The organism is Ureibacillus sp. FSL K6-3587 (assembly GCF_038593165.1).
Lineage (GTDB): Bacteria > Bacillota > Bacilli > Bacillales_A > Planococcaceae > Ureibacillus > Ureibacillus suwonensis.
Map to the genome: position 1 here is coordinate 26,501 of NZ_CP151969.1, position 22,924 is coordinate 49,424.

22 protein-coding genes are annotated in these 22,924 nt (G+C 41.5%); all 22 read right to left on the bottom strand.

Annotated elements, in window-relative coordinates; all coding sequences use genetic code 11:
- Positions 1-149 precede the first annotated feature (149 nt).
- The 22 genes from rpsO to NSS77_RS00230 all read right to left on the bottom strand — a co-directional run bounded on the left by rpsO (position 150) and on the right by NSS77_RS00230 (position 22,921).
- Complete coding sequence (gene rpsO / locus NSS77_RS00125) at positions 150-419, bottom strand: 30S ribosomal protein S15 (RefSeq protein WP_342469824.1); 270 nt, start codon at positions 417-419, stop codon at positions 150-152.
- A 120-nt stretch (positions 420-539) separates the two neighbouring features.
- Positions 540-1,496, bottom strand: a complete 957-nt coding sequence (ribF, locus tag NSS77_RS00130) for a riboflavin biosynthesis protein RibF (RefSeq protein WP_342469825.1) — start codon at positions 1,494-1,496, stop codon at positions 540-542.
- Positions 1,497-1,508: 12 nt separating this feature from the next.
- Positions 1,509-2,420 (bottom strand): tRNA pseudouridine(55) synthase TruB, encoded by a 912-nt coding sequence (gene truB / locus NSS77_RS00135; protein ID WP_342469826.1) that lies wholly within the window; start codon positions 2,418-2,420, stop codon positions 1,509-1,511.
- Positions 2,421-2,500: 80 nt separating this feature from the next.
- Positions 2,501-2,851 carry a 30S ribosome-binding factor RbfA gene (rbfA, locus tag NSS77_RS00140; protein WP_342469827.1) on the bottom strand — a complete coding sequence of 117 codons (351 nt, stop codon included), beginning with the start codon at positions 2,849-2,851 and terminating at the stop codon, positions 2,501-2,503.
- A gap of 111 nt (positions 2,852-2,962) precedes the next feature.
- Positions 2,963-3,241: a DUF503 domain-containing protein gene (locus tag NSS77_RS00145; RefSeq protein WP_342469828.1), complete on the bottom strand. Its 279-nt coding sequence runs from the start codon at positions 3,239-3,241 to the stop codon at positions 2,963-2,965.
- Positions 3,238-5,439, bottom strand: coding sequence for a translation initiation factor IF-2 (gene infB, locus NSS77_RS00150; protein ID WP_342469829.1), 2,202 nt, complete (start codon positions 5,437-5,439; stop codon positions 3,238-3,240). The genes NSS77_RS00145 and infB overlap by 4 nt, the downstream gene beginning before the upstream one ends.
- Before the next feature lie 14 nt (positions 5,440-5,453).
- Positions 5,454-5,762, bottom strand: coding sequence for a YlxQ family RNA-binding protein (locus NSS77_RS00155; RefSeq protein WP_342469830.1), 309 nt, complete (start codon positions 5,760-5,762; stop codon positions 5,454-5,456).
- A complete protein-coding gene (locus NSS77_RS00160) occupies positions 5,755-6,042 on the bottom strand; it encodes a YlxR family protein (RefSeq protein WP_342469831.1) in 288 nt (95 codons plus the stop codon). The genes NSS77_RS00155 and NSS77_RS00160 overlap by 8 nt, the downstream gene beginning before the upstream one ends.
- Positions 6,043-6,108: 66 nt before the next feature.
- A complete protein-coding gene (gene nusA / locus NSS77_RS00165) occupies positions 6,109-7,269 on the bottom strand; it encodes a transcription termination factor NusA (protein ID WP_342469832.1) in 1,161 nt (386 codons plus the stop codon).
- Positions 7,270-7,288: 19 nt separating this feature from the next.
- A complete protein-coding gene (gene rimP / locus NSS77_RS00170; RefSeq protein ID WP_342469833.1) occupies positions 7,289-7,768 on the bottom strand; it encodes a ribosome maturation factor RimP in 480 nt (159 codons plus the stop codon).
- 285 nt (positions 7,769-8,053) lie between these two features.
- A complete protein-coding gene (locus NSS77_RS00175; RefSeq protein WP_342469834.1) occupies positions 8,054-12,382 on the bottom strand; it encodes a PolC-type DNA polymerase III in 4,329 nt (1,442 codons plus the stop codon).
- Positions 12,383-12,548: 166 nt separating this feature from the next.
- Complete coding sequence (locus NSS77_RS00180) at positions 12,549-14,249, bottom strand: proline--tRNA ligase (protein WP_342469836.1); 1,701 nt, start codon at positions 14,247-14,249, stop codon at positions 12,549-12,551.
- Between the two features lie 211 nt (positions 14,250-14,460).
- A complete protein-coding gene (gene rseP, locus NSS77_RS00185; protein ID WP_342469837.1) occupies positions 14,461-15,726 on the bottom strand; it encodes an RIP metalloprotease RseP in 1,266 nt (421 codons plus the stop codon).
- A gap of 30 nt (positions 15,727-15,756) precedes the next feature.
- Positions 15,757-16,902: a 1-deoxy-D-xylulose-5-phosphate reductoisomerase gene (gene dxr / locus NSS77_RS00190; RefSeq protein WP_342469838.1), complete on the bottom strand. Its 1,146-nt coding sequence runs from the start codon at positions 16,900-16,902 to the stop codon at positions 15,757-15,759.
- 18 nt (positions 16,903-16,920) lie between these two features.
- Positions 16,921-17,715, bottom strand: coding sequence for a phosphatidate cytidylyltransferase (locus tag NSS77_RS00195; protein ID WP_342469839.1), 795 nt, complete (start codon positions 17,713-17,715; stop codon positions 16,921-16,923).
- A complete protein-coding gene (locus NSS77_RS00200) occupies positions 17,712-18,497 on the bottom strand; it encodes an isoprenyl transferase (protein ID WP_342469840.1) in 786 nt (261 codons plus the stop codon). Before NSS77_RS00200 ends, NSS77_RS00195 begins: the two co-directional genes overlap by 4 nt.
- A gap of 252 nt (positions 18,498-18,749) precedes the next feature.
- Positions 18,750-19,304: a ribosome recycling factor gene (gene frr, locus NSS77_RS00205; RefSeq protein ID WP_342469841.1), complete on the bottom strand. Its 555-nt coding sequence runs from the start codon at positions 19,302-19,304 to the stop codon at positions 18,750-18,752.
- Positions 19,304-20,029, bottom strand: coding sequence for a UMP kinase (gene pyrH / locus NSS77_RS00210; protein ID WP_342469842.1), 726 nt, complete (start codon positions 20,027-20,029; stop codon positions 19,304-19,306). Before pyrH ends, frr begins: the two co-directional genes overlap by 1 nt.
- Before the next feature lie 95 nt (positions 20,030-20,124).
- Complete coding sequence (gene tsf / locus NSS77_RS00215) at positions 20,125-21,012, bottom strand: translation elongation factor Ts (RefSeq protein WP_342469843.1); 888 nt, start codon at positions 21,010-21,012, stop codon at positions 20,125-20,127.
- 126 nt (positions 21,013-21,138) lie between these two features.
- Positions 21,139-21,858 carry a 30S ribosomal protein S2 gene (gene rpsB, locus NSS77_RS00220; protein WP_342469844.1) on the bottom strand — a complete coding sequence of 240 codons (720 nt, stop codon included), beginning with the start codon at positions 21,856-21,858 and terminating at the stop codon, positions 21,139-21,141.
- A 158-nt stretch (positions 21,859-22,016) separates the two neighbouring features.
- The gene (locus NSS77_RS00225) at positions 22,017-22,526 is read right to left on the bottom strand and encodes a hypothetical protein (RefSeq protein WP_342469845.1); all 510 of its coding nucleotides are present in this window, start codon (positions 22,524-22,526) and stop codon (positions 22,017-22,019) included.
- Between the two features lie 86 nt (positions 22,527-22,612).
- Positions 22,613-22,921, bottom strand: a complete 309-nt coding sequence (locus NSS77_RS00230; RefSeq protein WP_342469846.1) for an RNA polymerase subunit sigma — start codon at positions 22,919-22,921, stop codon at positions 22,613-22,615.
- Between the last annotated feature and the right edge of the window lie 3 nt (positions 22,922-22,924).

Below are 22,924 nucleotides of genomic sequence, written 5' to 3' on the forward strand. Positions count from 1 at the left end.
CCATTATTTATATACCATTAGTAAGTGTATCAAAAAAGCATTTTCTATGCTAAACATTTTCAATTAAATTATGGTAATTTTACTTTATTTGTTACTCGCTGGAAACTGTTTTTTGGATAAATAAAAAGCGGGAAAATCCCGCTTTCTGATTATCGACGAAGACCTAATTTTTCAATTAATGTACGATAACGTTGAACGTCTTTTTCACGTAAATATTTCAATAAATGACGGCGATGACCTACTTTTTTAAGAAGTCCGCGTTGGGAATGGAAGTCTTTTTTATGAACAGATAAGTGTTCGTTTAATACGTTGATTTCTTCTGTTAAAATTGCGATTTGCACTTCTGGAGAACCAGTATCTCCTTCATGAGTTTGGAATTGTTTAATGATTTCATTTTTGCGTTCTTTTGAAATAGCCATTTTGTTTTCCTCCTATTTTTTGATTACTCCTTTAGCACAGTCAACCGTTGGAGCTTCGGTATGCCGAGCTAAGGAATGTACAATTTTGTACACTAAGAGATATTATCATAGTTCAAATGTTTAGGCAAATGATTTATTTGAAAAATATTCAATCGCCTGCTCCTTATCGCGGTTGATTTGGGCTTTCAGCGATTCGATGCCATCAAATTTTTGTTCGTCCCGGAGCCGCTTATACCAATAAACTTTCACTTCTTCACCATAAATATTTTTGTGGAAATCCAAAATATGGACTTCGATTGTTAATTGCTTTTCATCGGGATTTTTGAATGTCGGTTTATATCCCACGTTGCAGACCCCATCGAATAATTGGTTTTGCACCAATATTTTCACTGCATACACACCATTTTTCGGAATAAAGCCGCCTTCCTTTGGCTGGATATTGGCCGTTGGGAAACCGATGGTACGGCCCCGTTTATCTCCTTGAACCACAATGCCTTGAAGTTGATAAGGACGGCCTAATAAATGGTGAACGGTTTCCATATCCCCCTCGCGCAGACTCTCACGAATGCGGGTCGATGAAATTTTTTCTCCACCTTCCACCTGCTTTTCCACTACCGTCACACCGAAATCCCCGTGGGAAAGTTCCTTCATCAATTCCATATTTCCTTTCCCGAAAGCGCCAAAGGAAAAATCAAAACCGGCCGTGACATGTTTCACATTCAAATCCCGAATAAAATGTTGGATGAACTCTTCCGGTGAAAGCTTTGCAAAGTCGGAGGTAAATTGCACCACAAATGTCGTATCGACACCCAATTCTTCCAAGATTTCCAACTTTTGATGAAGAGGGGTAATGTAAAAGATTTTTTCATTGCTTTTCCCTAATACGATCGAAGGATGGGGATCAAAGGTCATCACAGCACTTTTGACATTGATTTCTCTCGCTTTTTCCATTGCGGCACGGATCACCGCTTGATGTCCCCTATGTACGCCATCAAAAAAACCGACTGCCAGGGAATAGGAAGTGGAAGGATCCACTTTATCTAATTGGTACGGATATTTTAAATGAATTACCTTCATTCATGTGGCCTCCTAAAGATTATTTGGAAACATCTTATCTGGTTTCATCAGCCCAGGTTTTGTCGGATGTTCTCTATATACAGCAATCGCCTTCCCGTTGCGGGTGAATACAATTTTACCGCTCTTTTTTAATAATGAATGGACTTTTAAGATTTGTCCATTACAAATTTGCTTTTCATTGGATGCATCCATTTCAATGAATGGATAAGAAGATAGGGCTTTTTCAATGGGAAGAATCAGCTGTTCAATGGTACCTTCTTCCACAGCATTTTCAACTTCACGGATTGTGGCACACTCGTTTTTCATAAAATTCCCCGAAGCCGTTCGCACAAGGGAAGACATATGGCTAGGGTAGCCCAGCAGTTCCCCGATTTGTACCGCCAGCGTTCGGATATACGTGCCTTTGCTGCACTTCACCCGTATTTTGAACTTAATTTCTTGCCCTTCAAACATTTCCCGATCATCGAGCAGCTCCAATTCGTAAATGGTCACTTTTCTTCGAGGACGTTCAACTTCAATCCCTTTCCGGGCATATTCATAAAGTTTCATGCCATTCACTTTCACCGCTGAATACATTGGGGGAATTTGTTCAATTTCACCGGTCAATTGGGATAGCGCTTGAAGCAATTGCTTCCTTGAAATTTTCTTATGACTGCTATCTTCTTCCACCGTATCTCCTTCAGCATCTTCCGTAGTTGTGGAACGTCCGATTGACACTTCCGCTTCGTAAGTTTTGCCAGCCTCCATCAAATATTCAGATATTTTAGTCGCTTGTCCAATGCAAATTGGCAAAACCCCTTCCACTTCCGGATCAAGGGTTCCGGTATGTCCAATTTTTTTGGTTTTCAATATTTTTCGAAGTTGAAACACGCAGTCGTGGCTCGTTAAACCTCTTTCTTTCCATAATGGCAAAATACCATCCACTCGAATCCCCCCAAAAATTTCAATAAAAAAAGCCCACCTGCATGATGGATGCAGTCGCAGGCTTTTTACGATATGGATATTTACGCTTCATCGGTATCCTTGATAGAGCGCAATAATTGTTCGATTTTGTTTCCATATTCGATCGATGTATCAAATTTGAATGTGATTTCAGGTGTTCTTCGAAGGCGAATGCGATGACCGATTTCGGAACGGATAAAACCTTTCGCCTTTTCCAATGCTTTCAACGTTTCATCTTTCTCTTCTTCCGTACCTAACGTTGTAAAATAAATTGTCGCTTGTTGAAGATCCCCAGTGACTTCAACAGCTGTTATGGTTACAAATCCCACACGGGGATCTTTCAATTTACGGCCAATGATGTCGCCCAATTCTTTTTTCATCTGTTCAGCAACACGATTTGCACGTAGAGACATATTGTCACCTCTTTTAAAAAGTAGAATAAAAGCACAACACGCACTTTTATCTACTTGACTTCATGATATTAATGTTATTGTTGTTGGAATCCTAAAAATTATCCATACATATTACAAATACTCTCGGGAAAACTCCAACAGCTCCCAAGATGGATTCGATTGCAGAAAATGGAGCACTTGGTCTATTTCCCGCTCAGCTGCAGAACGGGATGAAGCAACGGCCACGACAGCAATTTTTGTCCGTTGCCATACATCCTGATGATCGATTTCTGCAACCGATACATTAAATTTTTGCTTTGCTCTCGTGATCATTCGCTGGAGAACTGCACGCTTTTCCTTCAAAGAATGAGCGTCCGGAATGATGAATTCCGCTTCCAAATACACGATCATTTGCGCTCAATTTCTTCCATAACGAAGGCTTCGATGATGTCGCCCTCTTTGATATCGTTGAAGTTTTTGATTTGCATACCGCACTCGAAGCCTCTCATGACTTCTTTGACATCATCTTTGAAGCGTTTTAGCGATGCAAGTTCCCCTTCGTAAATCACAATTCCATTTCGGATGACACGTACACCGGCATCGCGTGTCACTTTGCCGTCTGTAACGTATGAACCTGCAATTGTACCCACTTTTGAAATTTTAATTGTTTGACGAACTTCCGCTTGACCGATGATTTTTTCTTCATATTCCGGATCAAGCAAACCTTTCATAGCTGCTTCAATTTCTTCAATCGCTTTGTAGATGATGCGGTGCAGGCGGATTTCCACGCCTTCTTGTTCTGCGGCACGTTTTGCGTTGACGTCTGGACGGACGTTGAAGCCGATGACGATGGCATTGGACGCCGCAGCAAGGCTGATGTCAGACTCTGTAATCGCACCTACGCCAGTGTGGATGATTTTAACATTTACACCTTCCACATTGATTTTCATAAATGAAGAAGCCAAAGCTTCCACAGATCCTTGCACGTCCGCTTTGATGATCAAATTCAATTCTTTGATATCGCCTTGGGACATTTGTTCAAACAAGTTATCCAAAGTGATGCGTGATTTTTGGGCACGGCTTGCCTGAAGCGCCATTTGTGCACGGGCTTCCCCGATTTCACGGGCCGTTTTTTCATCTTCGAATACAACGAATTTATCTCCCGCTTGAGGTACTTCGTGCAATCCTGTGATTTCAACAGGCGTTGCAGGCGTAGCTTCTTTTACGCGGCGTCCCAAATCATTCACCATTGCACGAACGCGGCCAAATGTATTACCGACAACGATCGGATCGCCGATGCGCAACGTACCATTTTGAACCAACAATGTGGCTACAGAACCGCGGCCTTTATCCAGGCGGGCTTCAATGACCGTACCAATTGCCCGGCGGTTAGGATTTGCTTTCAATTCAGAAACTTCCGCAACAAGCAGGATCATTTCCAACAATTGGTCGATTCCTTCACCTTTCAAGGCTGAGATTGGAACAAAGATTGTATCGCCGCCCCAGTCTTCCGGAACTAGACCATATTCCGTCAATTCCTGCATGACGCGGTCCGGATTTGCTGTTGGTTTGTCGATTTTGTTGACTGCGACAATGATTGGCACATTTGCGGCTTTGGCATGGTTGATCGCCTCCACTGTCTGAGGCATGACACCGTCATCTGCCGCAACAACGATGACAACGATGTCGGTAACTTGCGCACCTCTTGCGCGCATTGTTGTGAACGCTTCGTGCCCTGGTGTATCAAGGAAAGTGATTTTCTTTCCATTAATATCTACTTGGTATGCACCGATATGCTGCGTTATACCTCCAGCTTCCGCTTCTGTCACTCTCGTATGGCGGATGGCATCCAAGGTTGTCGTTTTCCCGTGATCGACGTGACCCATGATGGTTACGACAGGTGGACGTTCCACCAATGCATCTTCCGGATCTTCTTCTTCAAAGTAAACATTTAAATCCGTCTTATCAATGCGAATTTCTTCTTCGACTTCCACGCCATAATCCGCACAAACCAATTCGATGGCATCTTTGTCAAGAGATTGGTTGATTGTCGCCATCACACCAAGCATAAAGAGCTTTTTGATGATTTCGGAAGGTTCACGGTTTAATTTTTTCGCCAGTTCCGCCACCGTTAAAGATTCGTAGAAAGTGATTTTTTCTGGAAGCTCTTTTTGAACCGGTTGCTGCGGCTGTTGTTGTTTCGGTTGACGGCGTTTTCCGCCATGAATGCCAGGCTTTTTCTTTTGGTTTCCTTTATGTTTAGCCTGTTGTTGAACCGGTTCTTGATCTTTGGCAACTTTATTTCGCTTAATTTTTTCAAAGGAAACTTGCACTTCATCCTGATCTTCTTTTGGTTTTGCAGGATGTTCATGTTTCTTTGCATCTTTGTTTTGCGGCTGTTTTGATTTATGTTGTTGTCCGCCATTCTTTTTGGCAGGCGCTTCATTCGCACTTTTGTTAAAAACCGCATCCAGTTTCGCAACCGCTTCTCCGTCAAGCGTAGACATATGATTCGAAACATTTATATTTAATTTTTTTAATTCTTCAATGACTTCTTTACTTGGTCGATTCACTTTTTTGGCATATTCATGAACTCTCAATTTGGTCATTAGCTCACCCCCGATTAATTTTCGTTGAGCAGACTGGACAGCTTTTTGGCAAATCCCTGGTCGGTAATGGCAATCACTACCCGTTTTTCTTTGCCAATCGCATGTCCCAGCTCATAACGATCGCTGAACGAATGGAATTCAACGTTGTAATGCGTACATTTATCTTGAATTTTTTTTCTTGAATTTTGGGATGCATCCGAAGAAAGAATGACTAACTTCGCATTGCCCTTTTGAATTTCTTTGATCACCAATTCTTCACCGGTAACGACTTTCCGCGCTCTCGTCGCCAATCCCAGAAGCTGCAAAATCTTTTCTTTATTCATTTTTGAAAAGCTGCTCCCTGCGAATAAGCCGTATTAGCTCATCGTAAATTTCATCCGGTATTTTCACTTCTAAATGGCGTTCTAAAATCTTTTTGCTGCGGGCTTTTTCCACCGCTTCTTCAGATTTGGAAATATATGCGCCGCGACCGGACTTTTTTCCAGTCGGATCCACTGATACTTCACCGTCTTTGGAGCGGACAACGCGAAGCAATTCTTTTTTTGGAAACATTTCACCTGTTACAACACAGCGGCGTAATGGAACTTTTCTTTTCGTTGGCACGTATATCACCTTCCCTATCAGCTCAACGCATTCCATTTTTCGTGTTATCTGGAATATCCCAACTTATTATTCTTCATCACCATCGACATCTTGATATAGGTCGTAATCAATTGGATCAAAAGAAGGTTCTTCTTCCTGATTGTCGCTTTCGATTTCGATGAAAGGACTGTTTTCATTCGGGTAAATTCCTAATTCCCGAGCATCGGATTCACTTTTAATATCAATTTTCCAGCCTGTCAATTTTGCTGCAAGTCGCGCGTTTTGTCCCCGTTTGCCAATCGCTAATGAAAGCTGATAATCCGGAACGATGACAGTTGTGGATTTCTCTTCTTCATTCACAATGACATCCAACACTTTGGATGGACTCAATGCATTGGCAACAAAGACTACCGGATCTTCTGACCATTCCACAATATCAATTTTCTCGCCATTTAATTCATTGACGATCGCTTGTACCCGTGCCCCTTTCGTACCAACACATGCACCAACGGCATCCACTTCCGGATCGTGCGCGTAAACTGAGATTTTGGAACGATCCCCGGCTTCACGGGCGATGGATTTTATCTCCACAATTCCTTCATAAATTTCCGGCACTTCCATTTCAAACAATCTTCGAAGCAACCCTGGATGTGTGCGGGAAACGATGATTTGCGGTCCGCGAGTCGTTTTTTCCACTTTTGTAATGTAGACGCGAATGCGTTGTTGTGGTTTGTACTCTTCCCCTGGAATTTGTTCATTTAAAGGCAAAGCGGCTTCCACTTTTCCAAGATTGATATAGATATTTCGCGCATCTCTCCGCTCAATGATTCCATTGACGATATCATCTGTGCGATCGACAAATTCCTCATAAATGACGCTTCTTTCCGCTTCACGTACGCGTTGGGTCACAACTTGTTTTGCCGTTTGTGCAGCAATCCGTCCGAAGTTGCGGGGAGTCACTTCTTGTTCAACAATATCGCCAGGTTCATAAACACTGTTGATTTTTCTGGCCTCTTCCAATGAAATTTGCAGGCGTGGATCTTCCACTTCCTCCACAACTTCTTTTCTTGAGAAAACTTTGATTTCTCCTGTTTCTTGATTAAAATCAACACGTACATTTTGCGCTTGATTGAAGTTGCGTTTATATGCGGTAACCAGTGCAGCTTCGATCGCTTCCACCAATATTTCCCTTGAAATGCCTTTTTGCTGTTCCAGAGCATTTAAAGCATCTAGTAATTCACTGCTCATCTTTTCATTTCACTCCTAATTAATTTGATGAAAAATCGATTGCCAGGCGAGCTTTGGCAATCTTTTCTTTTCCGATTTTTATAAGAACATTGCGTGTTTTTATGCGAACTTCAATTTCCAGGCTATCTTCGCTGTTGGATTTCAAGTAACCATAGAACTCTTTCATGCCTTCAATCGGCTCATACGTTTTGATATATACGTATTTGCCAATGGCTTTCTCAAAATCGGATTCTTTCTTCAATGGGCGTTCCGCACCAGGAGAGGAAACTTCTAAATAATAGTTTTGTTCTATAGGGTCCTTTTCATCCAACAAGGCACTCAATCGCTCGCTGACAAGTGCACATTGGTCAATATCAATTCCACCTTGAGGAGTATCGATATATACACGGAGGAACCAAGCGCGTCCCTCTTTCACAAACTCAATATCCACTAATTCAAGATTCAATTCCTCTAAGATCGGTGTGACCAGCTGTTCTACTGTAGAAGTAATTTTGCTCATAAAATCCTCCCAACGTCCTGTTTCCTAGACTAAAAACAGAAATTCCACCAATCATGGTGAAATTCGCATTCCGTGTACAAAGCAATCGCTACCCTCCTGGTGGAGAGCTGCACCTAGACTCAATTCAAACAAACAATAGAAAAGAGCGGGAAACCCCACTCTTTTGCTGCAAGACTATCAACAAATTATTGATTTAACAATAGCACAATTTCTTAAGAAATGCAAATATGAGAAACTGTGCCACCGCATCTTTGACGGATGCAAAATCATTCCAGGCAAAAGGATTTAGAATAAAGACAGCTGATTTTCATCAGGCAGACCTTCCAACACGCCCAATTGCTCCATGTATTCAATCAAAGATTTGGAAACGCGGCCCCGTGTTTGCAAATCTTCTTTCGATAAAAACTCCCTTTCTTCCCTTGCCGCCACAATTTGTTTCGCCACACTTTCCCCCAAACCAGGGATCGCATTGAACGGCGGAATGAGGGAATTCCCTTCAATGACGAATTCTGTGGCTTTCGATTTGTACAAATCTACATTTTTGAAGCTCATGCCTCTTTCGCACATTTCAAGGGCTATTTCAAGAACGGTCAATAAATCTTTTTCTTTTTTCGTTGCATCCAAGCCTTTTGCGTTAATTTCTTCGACTCTCGTGCGGATCGCTCTGGCCCCTTTTATCATCGCCGGCAAGTCAAAGTCTTCGGCACGCACGGAGAAATAAGCGCAATAATAGGCTAGAGGGAAATGGACTTTAAAGTATGCCACGCGGACAGCCATTAATACATAGGCGGCTGCGTGGGCTTTCGGGAACATGTACTTGATTTTTTTGCATGATTCAATATACCAGTCAGGCACATCATGTTCCCTCATCGCTTTTTCCATATCTTCCGTCAAGCCTTTCCCTTTACGGACCGACTCCATCGTTTTGAAAGCGAGCGAAGGATCCAATCCTTTATAAATTAAGTACACCATGATGTCGTCACGACAACCGATGACTTCTGAGAAGGAACATACATTATTTGCGATTAATTCGCTGGCATTTCCAAGCCATACATCCGTACCATGGGATAGGCCTGAAATTTTTAACAACTCAGAGAAGGTTTTCGGTTTTGTGTCCTCCAACATTTGACGGACAAATTTCGTTCCAAATTCCGGAATACCTAAAGTTCCCGTATTGCATAAAATTTGTTCAGGCGTCACGCCCAAAGATTCCGTTCCTGTGAAGATGGCCATGACATCAGGGTCATCCGGTGGAATCGTTTTAGGATCGATGCCCGTCAAATCTTGCAGCATGCGGATCATTGTCGGATCATCATGTCCCAGAATATCCAATTTCAAAATGTTGTCGTGGATTGAATGGAAGTCGAAATGGGTCGTACGCCATTCCGCATCCTGGGCATCGGCAGGATATTGCACCGGAGTGAAGTCGTAAATATCCATATAATCAGGAACAACAAGAATACCGCCCGGATGCTGGCCGGTCGTCCGTTTGACACCGGTGCAGCCTTGCACTAAACGGTCAATTTCCGCCGAACGGAAATTGATATTATTGTCATTCGCATAACCTTTTACGAAGCCGTAAGCGGTTTTTTCCGCAACGGTACCAATTGTTCCCGCGCGGTAGACTTTATCTTCCCCGAACAAGACTTTCGTATAGTTGTGGGCCCGCGCCTGGTATTCCCCGGAGAAGTTCAAGTCAATATCCGGAACTTTATCCCCGTTGAATCCAAGGAACGTTTCGAATGGAATATCCTGTCCGTCCTTGTTCAAAGGCGTACCGCACTCAGGGCAATCCTTGTTCGGCAAGTCAAATCCTGAACCGACCGAACCATCCGTAAAGAATTCGGAATAGTGGCAGTTCGGGCAGATGTAATGAGGCGGCAGCGGGTTGACTTCCGTAATTTCCATCATCGTCGCGACAAGGGATGAACCGACGGAACCCCGTGAGCCGACCAAATATCCATCCTCCAAGGACTTCTTCACGAGTTTTGCGGAAATTAAATAAACCACCCCAAACCCGTGTCCCAAAATCGAGTTCAATTCTTTTTCAAGCCGTTTTTCCACGATTTCCGGCAGCTTTTCGCCGTAAATTTTATGCGCCATTTCATAGGTCAAGCGTTTAATTTCTTCATCGGACCCTTCAATGATCGGCGTGTACAATTTATCTTTGATCGGTTTCACATCGCCGATCATATCGGCAATTTTTTGGGAGTTGGTCACAACGATTTCCTTCGCCACTTCCTCTCCCAAAAAGGCGAATTCTTCGATCATTTCATCCGTTGTACGGAAATGCACTTTCGGCAATGGATAGCGGTTTAATGGATTTGCCCCTCCCTGGGAAGCCACCAAAATCTTCCGGTAAATGGCATCATGTTCATTTAAATAATGGACGTTCCCGGTCGCCACCACCGGCTTATCCATTTTTTTGCCGAGCTTCACAAGTTTGCGGATAATGTCTTCCAAATGCCATTCATCATGGATTGTTCCACTGTCAATCAATTGGGAATAGACGGCTTTTGGATGAACTTCAATATAATCATAGAATTCAGCCACCGCTTCCGCTTCTTCCGGAGATTTGTTCATCATCGTCTCGAACAATTCCCCGTTGCTGCAGCCGGATCCGATAATCAGCCCCTCCCGATGTTTCATCAAATCGGAACGGCGGATGCGGGGAACCCGGTAAAATGTTTGAGTGTGGGAAATGGACACCAATTTGAACAAGTTTTTTAATCCGGCATTATCCACCACTAAAATTGTACAGTGATAAGGCCGGGATTGTTTATAGGAGTCTTCTCCGCCCATGAATTTATTAAAATCGTCATGGTATTCGATCCCTTTTTCTTTGGCTTCTTTCAATAATTGCAACAGCAAGTAGCCCGTTGCTTCCGTATCATAGATTGCGCGGTGGTGCTGTACAAGTTCGATGCCGTATTTTTTACACAATGTATTCAAACGATGATTTTTGAGTGTCGGATTTAATAAGCGGGACAATTCCAACGTATCGATGACCGGATGTTTCACCCCTGTAATGCCCGCTTTTTCGTACGCTGCATACAAAAATCCCATATCGAAGGACGCGTTGTGGGCAACCACAATGGCATCTCCGATAAATTCATGGAATTCACGGATCACATCATCCACTTCCGGTGCGTCCTTTAACATGTCATCCGTAATATTCGTCAATTCGATGATTTTTTCTGTAAGCGGCCGGTGCGGATTGGCAAAGCGTTCGAATTTATCAATCACTTTGCCGTCGCGTATTTTGACCGCCGCGAGCTCAATAATCACATCATAGGCAGTGGATAATCCGGTTGTTTCCACGTCAAATACAACGAAAGTGGCATCATCCAGTTTGATATGCCGTTCTTCATAAGCAATCGGAACACCGTCATCCACCAAGTTGGCTTCCAAACCGTAAATGATTTTTATGCCATATTTTTTTCCGGCGGCATAGGCTTCCGGATAGGCTTGGACGACAGCATGATCCGTAATTGCCACAGCGGAATGCCCCCACTTTGCGGCCTGTTCCACAATGCGGTCCACCGGTGTCACTGCATCCATCTGGCTCATTGGTGTATGTAAATGCAATTCCACCCGTTTTTCGCCTTCAGGTGCCGTGTCTTTTCTCGGCTCTTTATGAATTTCATTGATATCATTTGCAATCACGACCAATTCACGGACAAACGTATCATTTTGCACTGATCCTCTGACCCTTACCCACATGCCCTTTTTCAGGCGGGCCATCTTCTCGGCATCATCATTGTTGCGGGAAAACATTTTCACGAGGATGGAGTCCGTATAGTCGGTCATTTTGATTTCCAAAAGGGAACGGCCACTTTTTAACTCTTTTACTTCCACGGCAAAAATATGTCCCTCAATGACGATGCGGCGTTCTTCTTCAACGATCGATTTGATATCCATAATTTCAGTATCGTGAATGATTGAGCCGATTTGTACCGGACCTTCTTCAGCATGCCCGTTGGAAGACGAAGATTCTTTCTTTTCTTTTTCCCTGTTTTGGAAATCTATAATGGCTTGTCTGGCCAGTTCTTCTTCTTCCAACCTGCGCTGTTCCATTAATTTTTCCTGCTCCAGCTTTTCTTCCTCCGATGCTTCAACTAATTTGAAATCCACTGGAATTGCTGGAAATCCAAAACAAGCATAAGTTTCCGAAATAATTTCCCGGTACTTCGATTTTAATGTCAATTGCTCCATTTCAGAGATGCAGGAAAGAACCATTTTGCTTCCCGTCCAGGTTGGCAATTGACATGAGAGACGTTTCTTTACAGGCGGCGAAGCGTCGATGCGTTCAACGACGGTCATCCAATAATCGGAAATGAGATCATCTGTTACTTGCGGATTTTCCGTCTGTATCGAAATTTCCGTTTGAGCAATATGTTGAAATTCTTCCTTTAATCGGGAAGAGAATAGTTGGTACACTTGAAAAGGTAAAATATTTTTCAGCTTCAATGAGAAATTCCAAATTCTCTTTTTCTTATGAACCGTCAATCGGTTCAGTTCACCATGTTCAAAGAAAGACATGTAAATATCTTCCGTCAGTTTCAGTTGGGATAAAAGCGTCAATAAACGCTCTCTCGCTTTTGAGTTTTCCATCCAACTCACCACCTTTAATTGAAAAATGCCTTGATGGAATAAAAAATGAAAAGAATTCGCAAAACTCTATCAGGCAAGACGGTGAGGCGTCTCGTCTATAGAAGAGCGAATTCTATTTTAACTGCCATCTATTAAGTATACACTATTTTTTCAAGACTGTTTGGATTTATTGTGTTCGAAAAAATTCATTTAAACGGTCGATTAACTCTTCTTTTACGCATTCGATTGTTTCGCCCGTTTTTCGATTTTTTACTTCCACCATTCCTGTTAACGCCTTATTCCCAATGGTGATCCGTATCGGCAAACCAATCAAATCGCTGTCCGCAAACTTTGCACCTGCCCGTTCGTCCCGGTCATCGTATAAAACATCATATCGGTAAGTGGTTAAAATATTGTACAGCTGCTCTACAAGGTTCAATTGCGCTTCATCATTAACATTGATCGCCATCAGATGCAAATCATAAGGTGACAGATGTTTCGGCCATATAAATCCTCTATCATCCTGGCATTGTTCCGCCAGTGTGGCAAAAATCCGTGTCAATTCCAGTTCGTAACTTGCCATTTGCAATGGAATTTGTTTCCCCTCATCGCCGGCGATGGTTGCCTGCATATTTTCCATATACCGATTTCCTAATTTCATTACACGGCCGAGCTTAATCCCCTTCTTCAACTGAATGCTTCCTTGTCCATCAGGGGAAGGGTCTCCCTCTTCGATAAATCGGATATCTTCGTACAGATTGATGGCAAAGTCACGATCCGGATTCACATTGATATAATGATAGCCGTCTTCATTGGCGCCAGTGACAGCGTTTACAACGGATTTGATTCCATTATCCGCGATCACTTTGATATCGATAGGCAGTTTTAACGGGCCGATTGATCCTTTGGAGCAGCCTATGTGTTTTTTGATTTCTTCTTCACCGGCAAATTGTACATTCGTTGTATTCAAAACTTTGGCTATTTTCCTTAAATTCAGCTGGTGGTCTCCGCGGACTAAAGCAACGGTGATATCCCCGTCGACGTTTAATACAAGTGATTTTATGCATTGACTTGGTTCCACTTGCAAAACATCACATAATTCCTGAATCGTCTGGACATTCGGCGTAGCCAACTTTTCAAGCGGCTTCATTTCTTCAGTGGAGCGTTCATATTCGGTAGATACTTTTGCGATTTCCGCATTGACGGCATAATTCGATTGATCTGAACAAGCAATGATTTCTTGTCCGATATCCGAGAAAATGACAAACTCGTAAGATTCATTTCCGAAAGGCCCCGGATCCGCTTCCACCATTTGAATATTTAATCCCAAATAAGAAAAAATCCGTTCAAATGTTCCAATCATTTCTTCAACCGTGTGATTTAAACTTTCGTCGCTGTCGTGGAAAGAATAAGCTTCCAACATTAAAGGCTCTTGCGCATGGAATAAATCAAAGCGCAATTCCTTTTCTCTCCGAATTCTTTTCTGCAATTGGTAAAAGGTGATCGGCAATTTTTTATAGGTTTTTATTTCATCCCGCACAATGGAAGTCATTACATCCATACTTTGTCCGATGACAAATTCCTGTTTGTTCCGATCTTGGAAATGTATCAATTCTTCATCGAAAAAATGCAGTCTCCCTGACTGCTTCCACAAATCAACCGATTGGATGGAAGGCAATTCAATTTCAATCGCTTCCTTATTCTCCATTTCTTCCCGGATGATTGTTTCAATCTTTTTTAATACCCTCTTCGCCAATGGCAAATAGGAATAGGTGCCTTTTGAATGTTGACGTATGTATCCTGCACGCAGCAACATTTGACAAGATTTCGTATGAACATTTTGTGGCACTTCCCGCATCGTTGGGATCAACGTTACACTTTGCTTCATAAGTGCTCCACCTTTATCAGTTTCTATCTTTTTTAATAGAATAGCATACCCATCAAAGTGTTGAGTATATACATTTTTTTGATATTTATTTACTGCATTGATTCACTTATCAATAAATCTTGCAATGATGCATCCAATATTAAAATTTGATGATGAAAAAGCAAAAATCGCCCCGTCGTTCCATCGGATGGCGATTTTTGACGCGCGTTTTTTATTGGAAAAACAATCGTTGAATGTCGTTCCATGTGACAGCAATCATTAATATCATTAAGAGCACAATTCCCACCAAATGAACCATGCCTTCTTTTTTGCGATCGACAGGTTTTCCTCTCAATGCCTCAATGCCGAAGAACATTAAGCGGCCACCGTCCAAGGCTGGAAGCGGAAGCAAGTTCATGATTCCCAAGTTGATGCTCAATGCCGCTGTCCAGTACATAAGGGTGAAGAAGCCGTGTTTTGCCACTTCCCCGGTGTATTGGTAAATGCCGACAGGACCGGCCAAGTCATCAAGGGTAAAGTTCCCTGCAATTAAATACACCAGCGCCTGTAGAATTAAAAGGGTGTATTCCCACGTTTGTTGAAAACCATAGCCAATGGCTTTGATTGGATTTTTCACAAGCGGACTTTGGTACATGACACCAATTTGTCCAACTTTTTCACCGTTTTCCATTTTCACTGTTTCAGGGACGACGGATAGTTCCACTTGCTGTCCGTCCCGTTCAACAATGAATGAAAGCTCTTTTCCAGGATTCTCTTTTACAAAATCGGTCAATTCATCCCATTTTTTAACCGGTGTTCCATTAATGGATTTTACATAGTCCCCTGCTTCCATCCCTGCTTCAGCGGCTGGGCTGTCATCGACCACTTCCGTAATAATCGGTTCATTCGTTGGCACTCCTTGGAATATACCGAGGAATATAAAAATGGCAAAAGCCAAAATAAAGTTAAACAACGGTCCCGCAAAGATTGTAAGTGTACGGTGCCATAACGATTTTGCTTCAAAAGTCCGATCATATGGTGCAATTAACGTTTCTTCCCCATTTTCAACAATGATTGCATTCCGGGCAATGTCGAAACGGACTAAACGCTCTTCTTCATCGTAACCTTCAATCCATAATTTTTTATTTAAATCTGCCCGCTCCACTTCCATAAATAACACATTCGGATGTCGGACACTTTGATTTAAATAAATCTTCTCGACCTTTTCTTCATCATTTAATATGAGACCTACCCGATAACCAGGTTGCAGCTCAATTTGATCGAAATCCTCACCGGCCATCCGGACATAGCCGCCCAAAGGCAATAATCGGATCGTATATAACGTTTCCCCTTTTTTCATGCCAAAAAGCTTAGGTCCCATACCAATGGCGAATTCCCGCACTAATATGCCTGCACGTTTCGCAAAGATAAAATGCCCAAATTCATGAAAGAAAACGATTAATCCAAATACGAGGATAAATGCTAATATTGTTTGCATAGTATACCACCTTTAGAGCTGAGCTCAAGTTTATTGTACCATATGAAGCACTTTTTTTCTTGTTTCCCTATCCACATGCAAAATCGTTTCCAAATCCGGGTTTAGAATATTGTTATGGCTGTCCATCATGCGTTCGATAATTTCCTCAATTTCCAAGAATGGGATCTTTTCCTGTAAAAACAGTTGCACTGCCGCTTCATTGGCTGCATTCATTGCCGTTAATACCGTTCCGCCCATTCGACCTGCTTCATAAGCAAGTTTTAACGCTTTAAACCGGTCAAAATCCACTGCTTTGAAATGCAGCTGTCCGATTTCCGCCAGATTTAACGTCTTCCCGCCAATCAGAGGCAATCGGTCCGGATAGCTTAATGCGTATTGAATCGGCACACGCATATCCGGGGTTCCCAATTGGGCAATGACGCTTGTATCATGGAACTCCACCATCGAGTGGATGATGCTTTCTTTATGAAGCAACACATCAATCTGTTCAAAGGGCATATCAAATAACACATGGGCTTCAATCACTTCCAGCCCCTTATTCATCATCGTCGCCGAATCAACCGTTATTTTCGCGCCCATTGACCAGTTCGGATGATTCAAAGCATCCCTCACTGTCACATGTTTCAGTTCATCGCGGGTTTTATCTCTGAATGCACCACCGGAAGCTGTCAAAATCAGCCGCTTGATTTGTTTCGGATTTTCACCATTCATCGACTGGAATATGGCTGAATGCTCACTGTCAACAGGCAAAATGGGTGCATGATACTTTTTCGCTTCTTCCATGACCAGATGCCCAGCGGTAACAAGGGTCTCTTTATTGGCAATCGCAATCGTTTTGCCCATGCGGATGGCAGCCAATGTGGAAGGCAGTCCAACACTGCCCAAAACCGCATTCACCAATACTCCGCTTTCCGGGTGAGTGGCCACTTCTATCAACCCTTTGTCACCGTATGTAAAATGTATATGAGGAAACTCTTTTTTTAATGCATGTGCATCTTTTTCTTCTTGCACAGAAACCAGTTCAGGATTCAATGTTTTAATAATTTCCCTTGTTTTTTCTATATTTTTTCCAGCAGAAAAAGCAACAAGTTGAAATTCTTCTGGATGATTTTTCAAAATATCACAAGTTTGCCATCCAATCGAACCTGTTGCGCCTAATAAACTGATTTTTTTCAACATGGGTCCTTCCCTTCATCAACTGACGAAATGCAACAAGTTAAGTAATGGTAATACAAACAATAAGCTGTCAAAACGATCCAGTATTCCCCCATGTCCCGGAAGAATCTTCCCTGAATCTTTCACATCATAATGCCTTTTTATAGCGGATTCTACCAAATCGCCCAATTGTCCGAATACAGAACTTACAATCGTTACAAGAACTAGTATAAACCAAGGTTTATCAAATGGGTAAATCATTTGCATAATGCATGCGAAAACAACCGCTGTGAGTATTCCTCCGAAAAACCCCTCAACGGTCTTATTTGGCGAAATTTCCGGCCATAATTTGTTTTTCCCGAATTTTCTTCCGGTAAAATACGCCCCTGAATCGGTGCACCAAACGATGAGCAGGGCAAAAATAATGAACTCCAGCCCGGCGTTTCTCGTTTCAATCAAATAATAAAAGCCGATACCGATATATAATGCGGACAGAAGTACGAATCCAATCTCATCAAAAGTAAAATGGTTTTTTACAATGACAGAATGAATCAATAACAAAAGGGCCGCAATGACAAGAAATTCCAATTTGCTATAAGAAGTGACTTCATGAACTTTATCCGCCCATGAATCCGGCATTAATAAAACATACACGGTCAAGAAACCAACGAATCCTGGTATTGAAAAAACAGACATTTTTTTCATTCGAAGAAGTTCAAACATTGCTACTGTAGCCATTGCATAAACTAATAGGGTAAATGGGAGTTGACCATAGATGACAAACGGGATGAAAAATGCAGCTGCCACAACTCCCGTAATAATCCGTTGCTTCAATTAATTTCTTCTCCTTTCAATCCACCATACCGACGATTTCTTCTCTGATAGGCATAAATCGCCTCCATAAAGTCTTCTTCATCAAAATCCGGCCAGAGGGTATCAGTGAACCAAAATTCTGTATAAGCCAATTGCCAAAGCATAAAATTGCTTAATCGTACTTCCCCGCTCGTGCGAATCAAAAGATCCGGTTCCGGCAGATGGGATGTCATCAAATATTGGTTCATCGTTTCTTCCGTAATGGCATCGATGGACAATTTTCCTTCCTGAACATCCGCCATCATCTTTTTCATCGCTTTCACAATCTCTGCGCGGCTGCCATAATTTAATGCAAAATTCAAAATAAGTCCTGTATTATTTTTTGTTTTTTCCATCGCATTATTAATTGCTTTTTTTGTATGTTCCGGCAAACCTTCCTTTTCGCCAATCATTTGAACACAGATATTTCGCTCTATGATTTCCGGTAAAAAATCATCAAGAAATTTTTCTGGCAAGCTCATTAAATAATCCACTTCTGTTTTAGGACGCTTCCAGTTTTCCGTTGAAAAAGCATACAGCGTTAAAACTTTCACTCCAAGATCATCTGCCACGCGCGCAATTTTCCGAACGGTCTTCATCCCTTCATGATGACCAGCGATACGTGGCATAGCCCGCTTCTTCGCCCAACGTCCATTGCCGTCCATAATGATTGCAATATGGGAAGGGATCACTTCAATTTTGCCATCCATTTTGGATGCCTTTTTTGCATATTTAGTTTTCCTAAAAAAATTGTAAAATACCATGTATTCCCCCACCTGACAACGTTTTGGACGTATTCTAATTAATAATATCAAAAACCAATATATGTGTCTTTCATTTCCTAAAGAATTATTTGCATTTTTTCTAATTCTTTTAATAACTTATGTTTAATCCGATGACTTTATTGAAATTTCTATTATTATTCAATCAACAAATCCTATGCATAATATGAAATGAAAAAGACGTCCTGAAGAAAAGGACGTCACAGCCTATGGAAAGTTCTTTTTGACAAACCTTTAAATTGAAAGGATTTCGTCTTCTTTTTCTTTTGCTAAATTGTCAACTTTTGCAATGAACTCATCTGTTAGTTTTTGGATATCATTCACATGTCCTCGTAATTCGTCTTCCGTCATTTCCCCGTTTTTCTCCAATTTTTTCAATTCATCATTTGCGTCACGTCGTACATTCCGGATGGCCACTTTTGCTTCTTCCGCTTCTTTTTTCACGACTTTCACCAACTCTTTACGACGTTCCTCAGTCAAAGGAGGAATTGTTAAACGGATTACATTTCCATCATTTGTAGGGGTAATACCAATATCCGATTTTAAAATGGCTTTTTCAATTTCCCCTAAAATGGACTTGTCATAGGGTGTGATTACAAGAAGGCGCGCTTCCGGAGTAGTGATCCCTGCAAGCTGATTCACCGGAGTTGGTACCCCGTAATAATCGACAGTAATCCGGTCCAGTAATTTTGCGTTTGCTCTGCCTGCACGAATCGATGCAAGTTCTCTAGTAAAAGCGGTAATCGACTTGTTCATTTTTTCCTTCGCTTGTTCATATACACTATTCATTATGCATTCCTCCTAACAACTGTCCCAATTTTGTCGCCTAAAACAGCCCGTTTAATGTTACCTTTTTCCATTATAGAGAATACTATTAATGGGATGTCGTTGTCCATACATAATGTGGAAGCTGTGGAATCCATTACTTGAAGACCTTGCTGAATGACCTCTAAATAAGTGAGTGTTTCGTATTTCACTGCATCTTGGTGAATTTTGGGATCCGCTGAATAAACGCCATCAACATTATTTTTTGCCATTAAAATAGCGTCCGCATCAATTTCGGCAGCCCGCAATGCAGCCGTTGTATCTGTGGAGAAAAATGGATTTCCAGTTCCAGCAGCGAAAATCACGACACGCCCTTTTTCGAGATGACGCACCGCTTTTCGACGTATGTAAGGTTCCGCCACTTGGGTCATCACAATAGAAGATTGTACACGAGTTTCCACGTCCAATTTTTCCAGAGCATCTTGCAATGCGAGGGAGTTCATGACAGTTGCAAGCATTCCCATATAATCGGCAGAAGCACGATCCATTCCCATTTCACTACCTATTTTACCACGCCAAATGTTTCCTCCGCCAACAACAACTGCAACTTCCACTCCAAGATCCACTACTTCTTTGATATCTTCGGCCACTGATTTAATAATTTTTGGGGAGATGCCAAATCCTGCTTCTCCTGCCAATGCTTCACCACTTATTTTAATGACTACTCGTTTGAATTGCGGCACACTCATAGTAAACCTCCGTTATGCGTTAATTTAAAATTCTTTTCTGAAAAATAGGGAACACTTAGAGTGCTCCCCATAAAGTTTGTGTATTTATTCTACGATTATTTATTTCCTTTTACTTGGCTCATAACTTCTTCCGCAAAGTTGTCTTCGCGTTTTTCGATGCCTTCTCCTACTTCATAACGAACGAATGAAGTTACGTTACCGCCAACTGATTTCACGAAATCACGAACTTTTTGATCAGAATCTTTAACAAATGCTTGCTCTAATAAGCAAACTTGCTCGAAGAATTTTCCAAGACGACCTTCAACCATTTTTGCCACAATGTTTTCAGGTTTTCCTTCGTTCAATGCTTGTTCAGTCAACACTTTGCGTTCACGTTCAACTTCTTCCGCAGGCACTTCATCACGGGAGATATATTTTGGCTTGATTGCCGCAATGTGCATCGCGATATCTTTCGCTGCATCAGCATTTGTAGTACCTTCAAGAACAACTAATACACCGATGCGGCCGCCCATGTGCAAGTAGGAACCAAAAGCATCTGCATCCGTTTTTGTTCTGATTTCGAAACGGCGAAGAGTGATTTTTTCACCAATTGTCGCAACAGCAGTTGAAATTTGTTCCGCTATGCTTGCGCCTTCCTCGTTTTTCACTTCCAATGCAGCTTCCAAAGACTCAGGTTTAGCTTTTAATAATTGTTCCGCCAAGCTTTTTACTAGTTCTTGGAATTGGCTGTTTTTCGCAACGAAGTCTGTTTCAGCGTTCACTTCCAAAATGATCGCTTCGTTTCCTTCAGTTAAGATGTAAGTTGTACCTTCAGCCGCGATACGGTCAGCTTTTTTGCTTGCAGAAGCCAAACCTTTTTCACGTAGGTAATCGATGGCAGCTTCGATGTCACCGTTTGTTTCTACAAGGGCTTTTTTGCAATCCATCATACCTGCGCCCGTTTTTTCACGAAGTTCTTTTACTAATTGTGCAGTAATTGCCATTGAAAGTTCCTCCTTGGATCATGATTGTTTACTATAAGTTTTAGCCATTTTACAAAGTAAGAAACCATTGTTTCTCAAAAAAAGGTGATAAGTGAAACAGTCACTTATCACCTTTGTAGCAGTGAATTACTCAGCAACTACTTCTTCAGCTGGAGCTTCTGATTCACCTTGTTTAGACTCGATAAGAGCATCTGCAATTTTAGCTGTTAATAATTTCACAGCACGAATCGCATCATCGTTTGCAGGAATTACGTAGTCGATTTCATCTGGATCGCAGTTTGTATCAACAATTCCTACAATCGGAATATTTAATTTACGAGCTTCAGCTACAGCGATGCGTTCTTTGCGTGGGTCAACTACGAATAGTACATCAGGTAATTCGTTCATGTCGCGGATACCGCCAAGGAATTTCACTAAACGTTCATGTTCTTTTTTCAATTTCATAACTTCTTTTTTAGGAAGAACATCAAAAATTCCTTCTTCTTCCATTTTTTCGATTTCTTTCATACGTGCAACACGTTTTTTAATTGTGTCGAAGTTTGTTAATGTTCCACCTAACCAGCGTTGGTTAATGTAGAAGTTGCCAGAACGTTCAGCTTCTTCTTTAATAGCGTCTTGTGCTTGTTTTTTCGTACCAACAAAAAGAACTTTACCGCCGTTTGCACCAACTTGACGCATGAACTCGTAAGCTTCTTCTAATTTTTTTACAGTTTTTTGCAAGTCGATAATGTAAATGCCGTTACGTTCAGTAAAAATGTATTTTTTCATTTTTGGATTCCAACGGCGAGTTTGGTGACCGAAATGTACACCTGCTTCTAATAATTGTTTCATTGAGATTACTGACATGAATTTTCCTCCTACTATTGGTTTTATTCCTCCGCATTTTTCATATGGAATAAGCAACTTAAAAGATTACTTTTAAGCACCACTTACCCATCAAAATGCGTGTGTAATTATCACACCAATTGGTAATATAACACAAAGCCTTTTACTGTGCAAGAAGTTTATGCTTGGAACTTTAACAATAGTTCAATTTCCGTTTTTCCTTTTTGCGTAATTTTTGCGATTTCTTCGATGGACTTTCCTTCCTGATGCAGCGCCAATACTTTGTCTTTCAAAGATACATCCTTCTGAAGCATTTCATCATTTAGTTTATGCCCTTTTTTTTCATTTGCTATCACATCCGGCATGTTTTCTTGCTCTTTGGCCATGTTCTTTTTTTGTTGGATGTAAGCATTTTTGGCAATCGCTTTAGGGATTGTAGGCAAAATTGCATCCAGGTTCACCACGTTTTTCTGTAAATCATCTTCCACTGGTTCTTTCCCAATAGGATCAGGAACAGTACCCGCTTGCAAATTGAGGACGCTTTTTTGCTGAGAAGTTTTTATTTTCGTTAATTCATGAATGAACCGGTCGTTTTCTTCCTTGATTTCCAATAAATATACGCTGATTGCATTTTCCATTTCTTCCATCATCTTATCTTGCCGCGATTCCAAGTCCTTAAATTTTGACATCTTGGAATTTAAAATAAAAATAAGATAAAAACTTATTAATTGGGAAATGGTGAGTATAATAATAAATACTGTAGCCATATAATCTCCTATCCGCTTAAATCAATAAAATTTCCTTTATATGGATGTTTCGCTTCCTGATGTTCCTGCTGATTCTTGCGTTCTTTTTTGTTTTTATCTTGGTCTTTTCCCGTGCCTTTTTTTTCATTATTGTCGGATACTTCAGAGATTTTCTCGGTGTCGTTCACGGTAAGTTGCTTTCTTTCAATTTCCCTGTTCAACGCATCATTTGCATGATATTGTTGCTGAACAACATTTTGTTGATGCTGCTCAGCAATTTTGCCGGCATCCACCGTTTTGGGAATGGCGATTTGCAATTCAACACCTTTTAAACTCATAAG

Excerpts from the sequence above, each read along its gene's own strand:
- rbfA (WP_342469827.1), bottom strand. The coding sequence starts at position 2,851 with ATGTCTCTACGTGCAAATCGTGTTGCTGAACAGATGAAAAAAGAATTG.
- pyrH (WP_342469842.1), bottom strand. The coding sequence starts at position 20,029 with ATGAGTGTGCCGCAATTCAAACGAGTAGTCATTAAAATAAGTGGTGAA.
- NSS77_RS00230 (WP_342469846.1), bottom strand. The coding sequence starts at position 22,921 with ATGAGTTTAAAAGGTGTTGAATTGCAAATCGCCATTCCCAAAACGGTG.
- infB (WP_342469829.1), bottom strand. The coding sequence starts at position 5,439 with ATGACCAAATTGAGAGTTCATGAATATGCCAAAAAAGTGAATCGACCA.
- frr (WP_342469841.1), bottom strand. The coding sequence starts at position 19,304 with ATGAATAGTGTATATGAACAAGCGAAGGAAAAAATGAACAAGTCGATT.
- nusA (WP_342469832.1), bottom strand. The coding sequence starts at position 7,269 with ATGAGCAGTGAATTACTAGATGCTTTAAATGCTCTGGAACAGCAAAAA.
- NSS77_RS00145 (WP_342469828.1), bottom strand. The coding sequence starts at position 3,241 with ATGATCGTGTATTTGGAAGCGGAATTCATCATTCCGGACGCTCATTCT.
- rpsO (WP_342469824.1), bottom strand. The coding sequence starts at position 419 with ATGGCTATTTCAAAAGAACGCAAAAATGAAATCATTAAACAATTCCAA.
- NSS77_RS00175 (WP_342469834.1), bottom strand. The coding sequence starts at position 12,382 with ATGGAAAACTCAAAAGCGAGAGAGCGTTTATTGACGCTTTTATCCCAA.
- rpsB (WP_342469844.1), bottom strand. The coding sequence starts at position 21,858 with ATGTCAGTAATCTCAATGAAACAATTATTAGAAGCAGGTGTACATTTC.
- tsf (WP_342469843.1), bottom strand. The coding sequence starts at position 21,012 with ATGGCAATTACTGCACAATTAGTAAAAGAACTTCGTGAAAAAACGGGC.
- NSS77_RS00200 (WP_342469840.1), bottom strand. The coding sequence starts at position 18,497 with ATGGTATTTTACAATTTTTTTAGGAAAACTAAATATGCAAAAAAGGCA.
- NSS77_RS00180 (WP_342469836.1), bottom strand. The coding sequence starts at position 14,249 with ATGAAGCAAAGTGTAACGTTGATCCCAACGATGCGGGAAGTGCCACAA.
- NSS77_RS00155 (WP_342469830.1), bottom strand. The coding sequence starts at position 5,762 with ATGAATAAAGAAAAGATTTTGCAGCTTCTGGGATTGGCGACGAGAGCG.
- NSS77_RS00225 (WP_342469845.1), bottom strand. The coding sequence starts at position 22,526 with ATGTCAAAATTTAAGGACTTGGAATCGCGGCAAGATAAGATGATGGAA.
- rseP (WP_342469837.1), bottom strand. The coding sequence starts at position 15,726 with ATGCAAACAATATTAGCATTTATCCTCGTATTTGGATTAATCGTTTTC.
- rimP (WP_342469833.1), bottom strand. The coding sequence starts at position 7,768 with ATGAGCAAAATTACTTCTACAGTAGAACAGCTGGTCACACCGATCTTA.
- ribF (WP_342469825.1), bottom strand. The coding sequence starts at position 1,496 with ATGAAGGTAATTCATTTAAAATATCCGTACCAATTAGATAAAGTGGAT.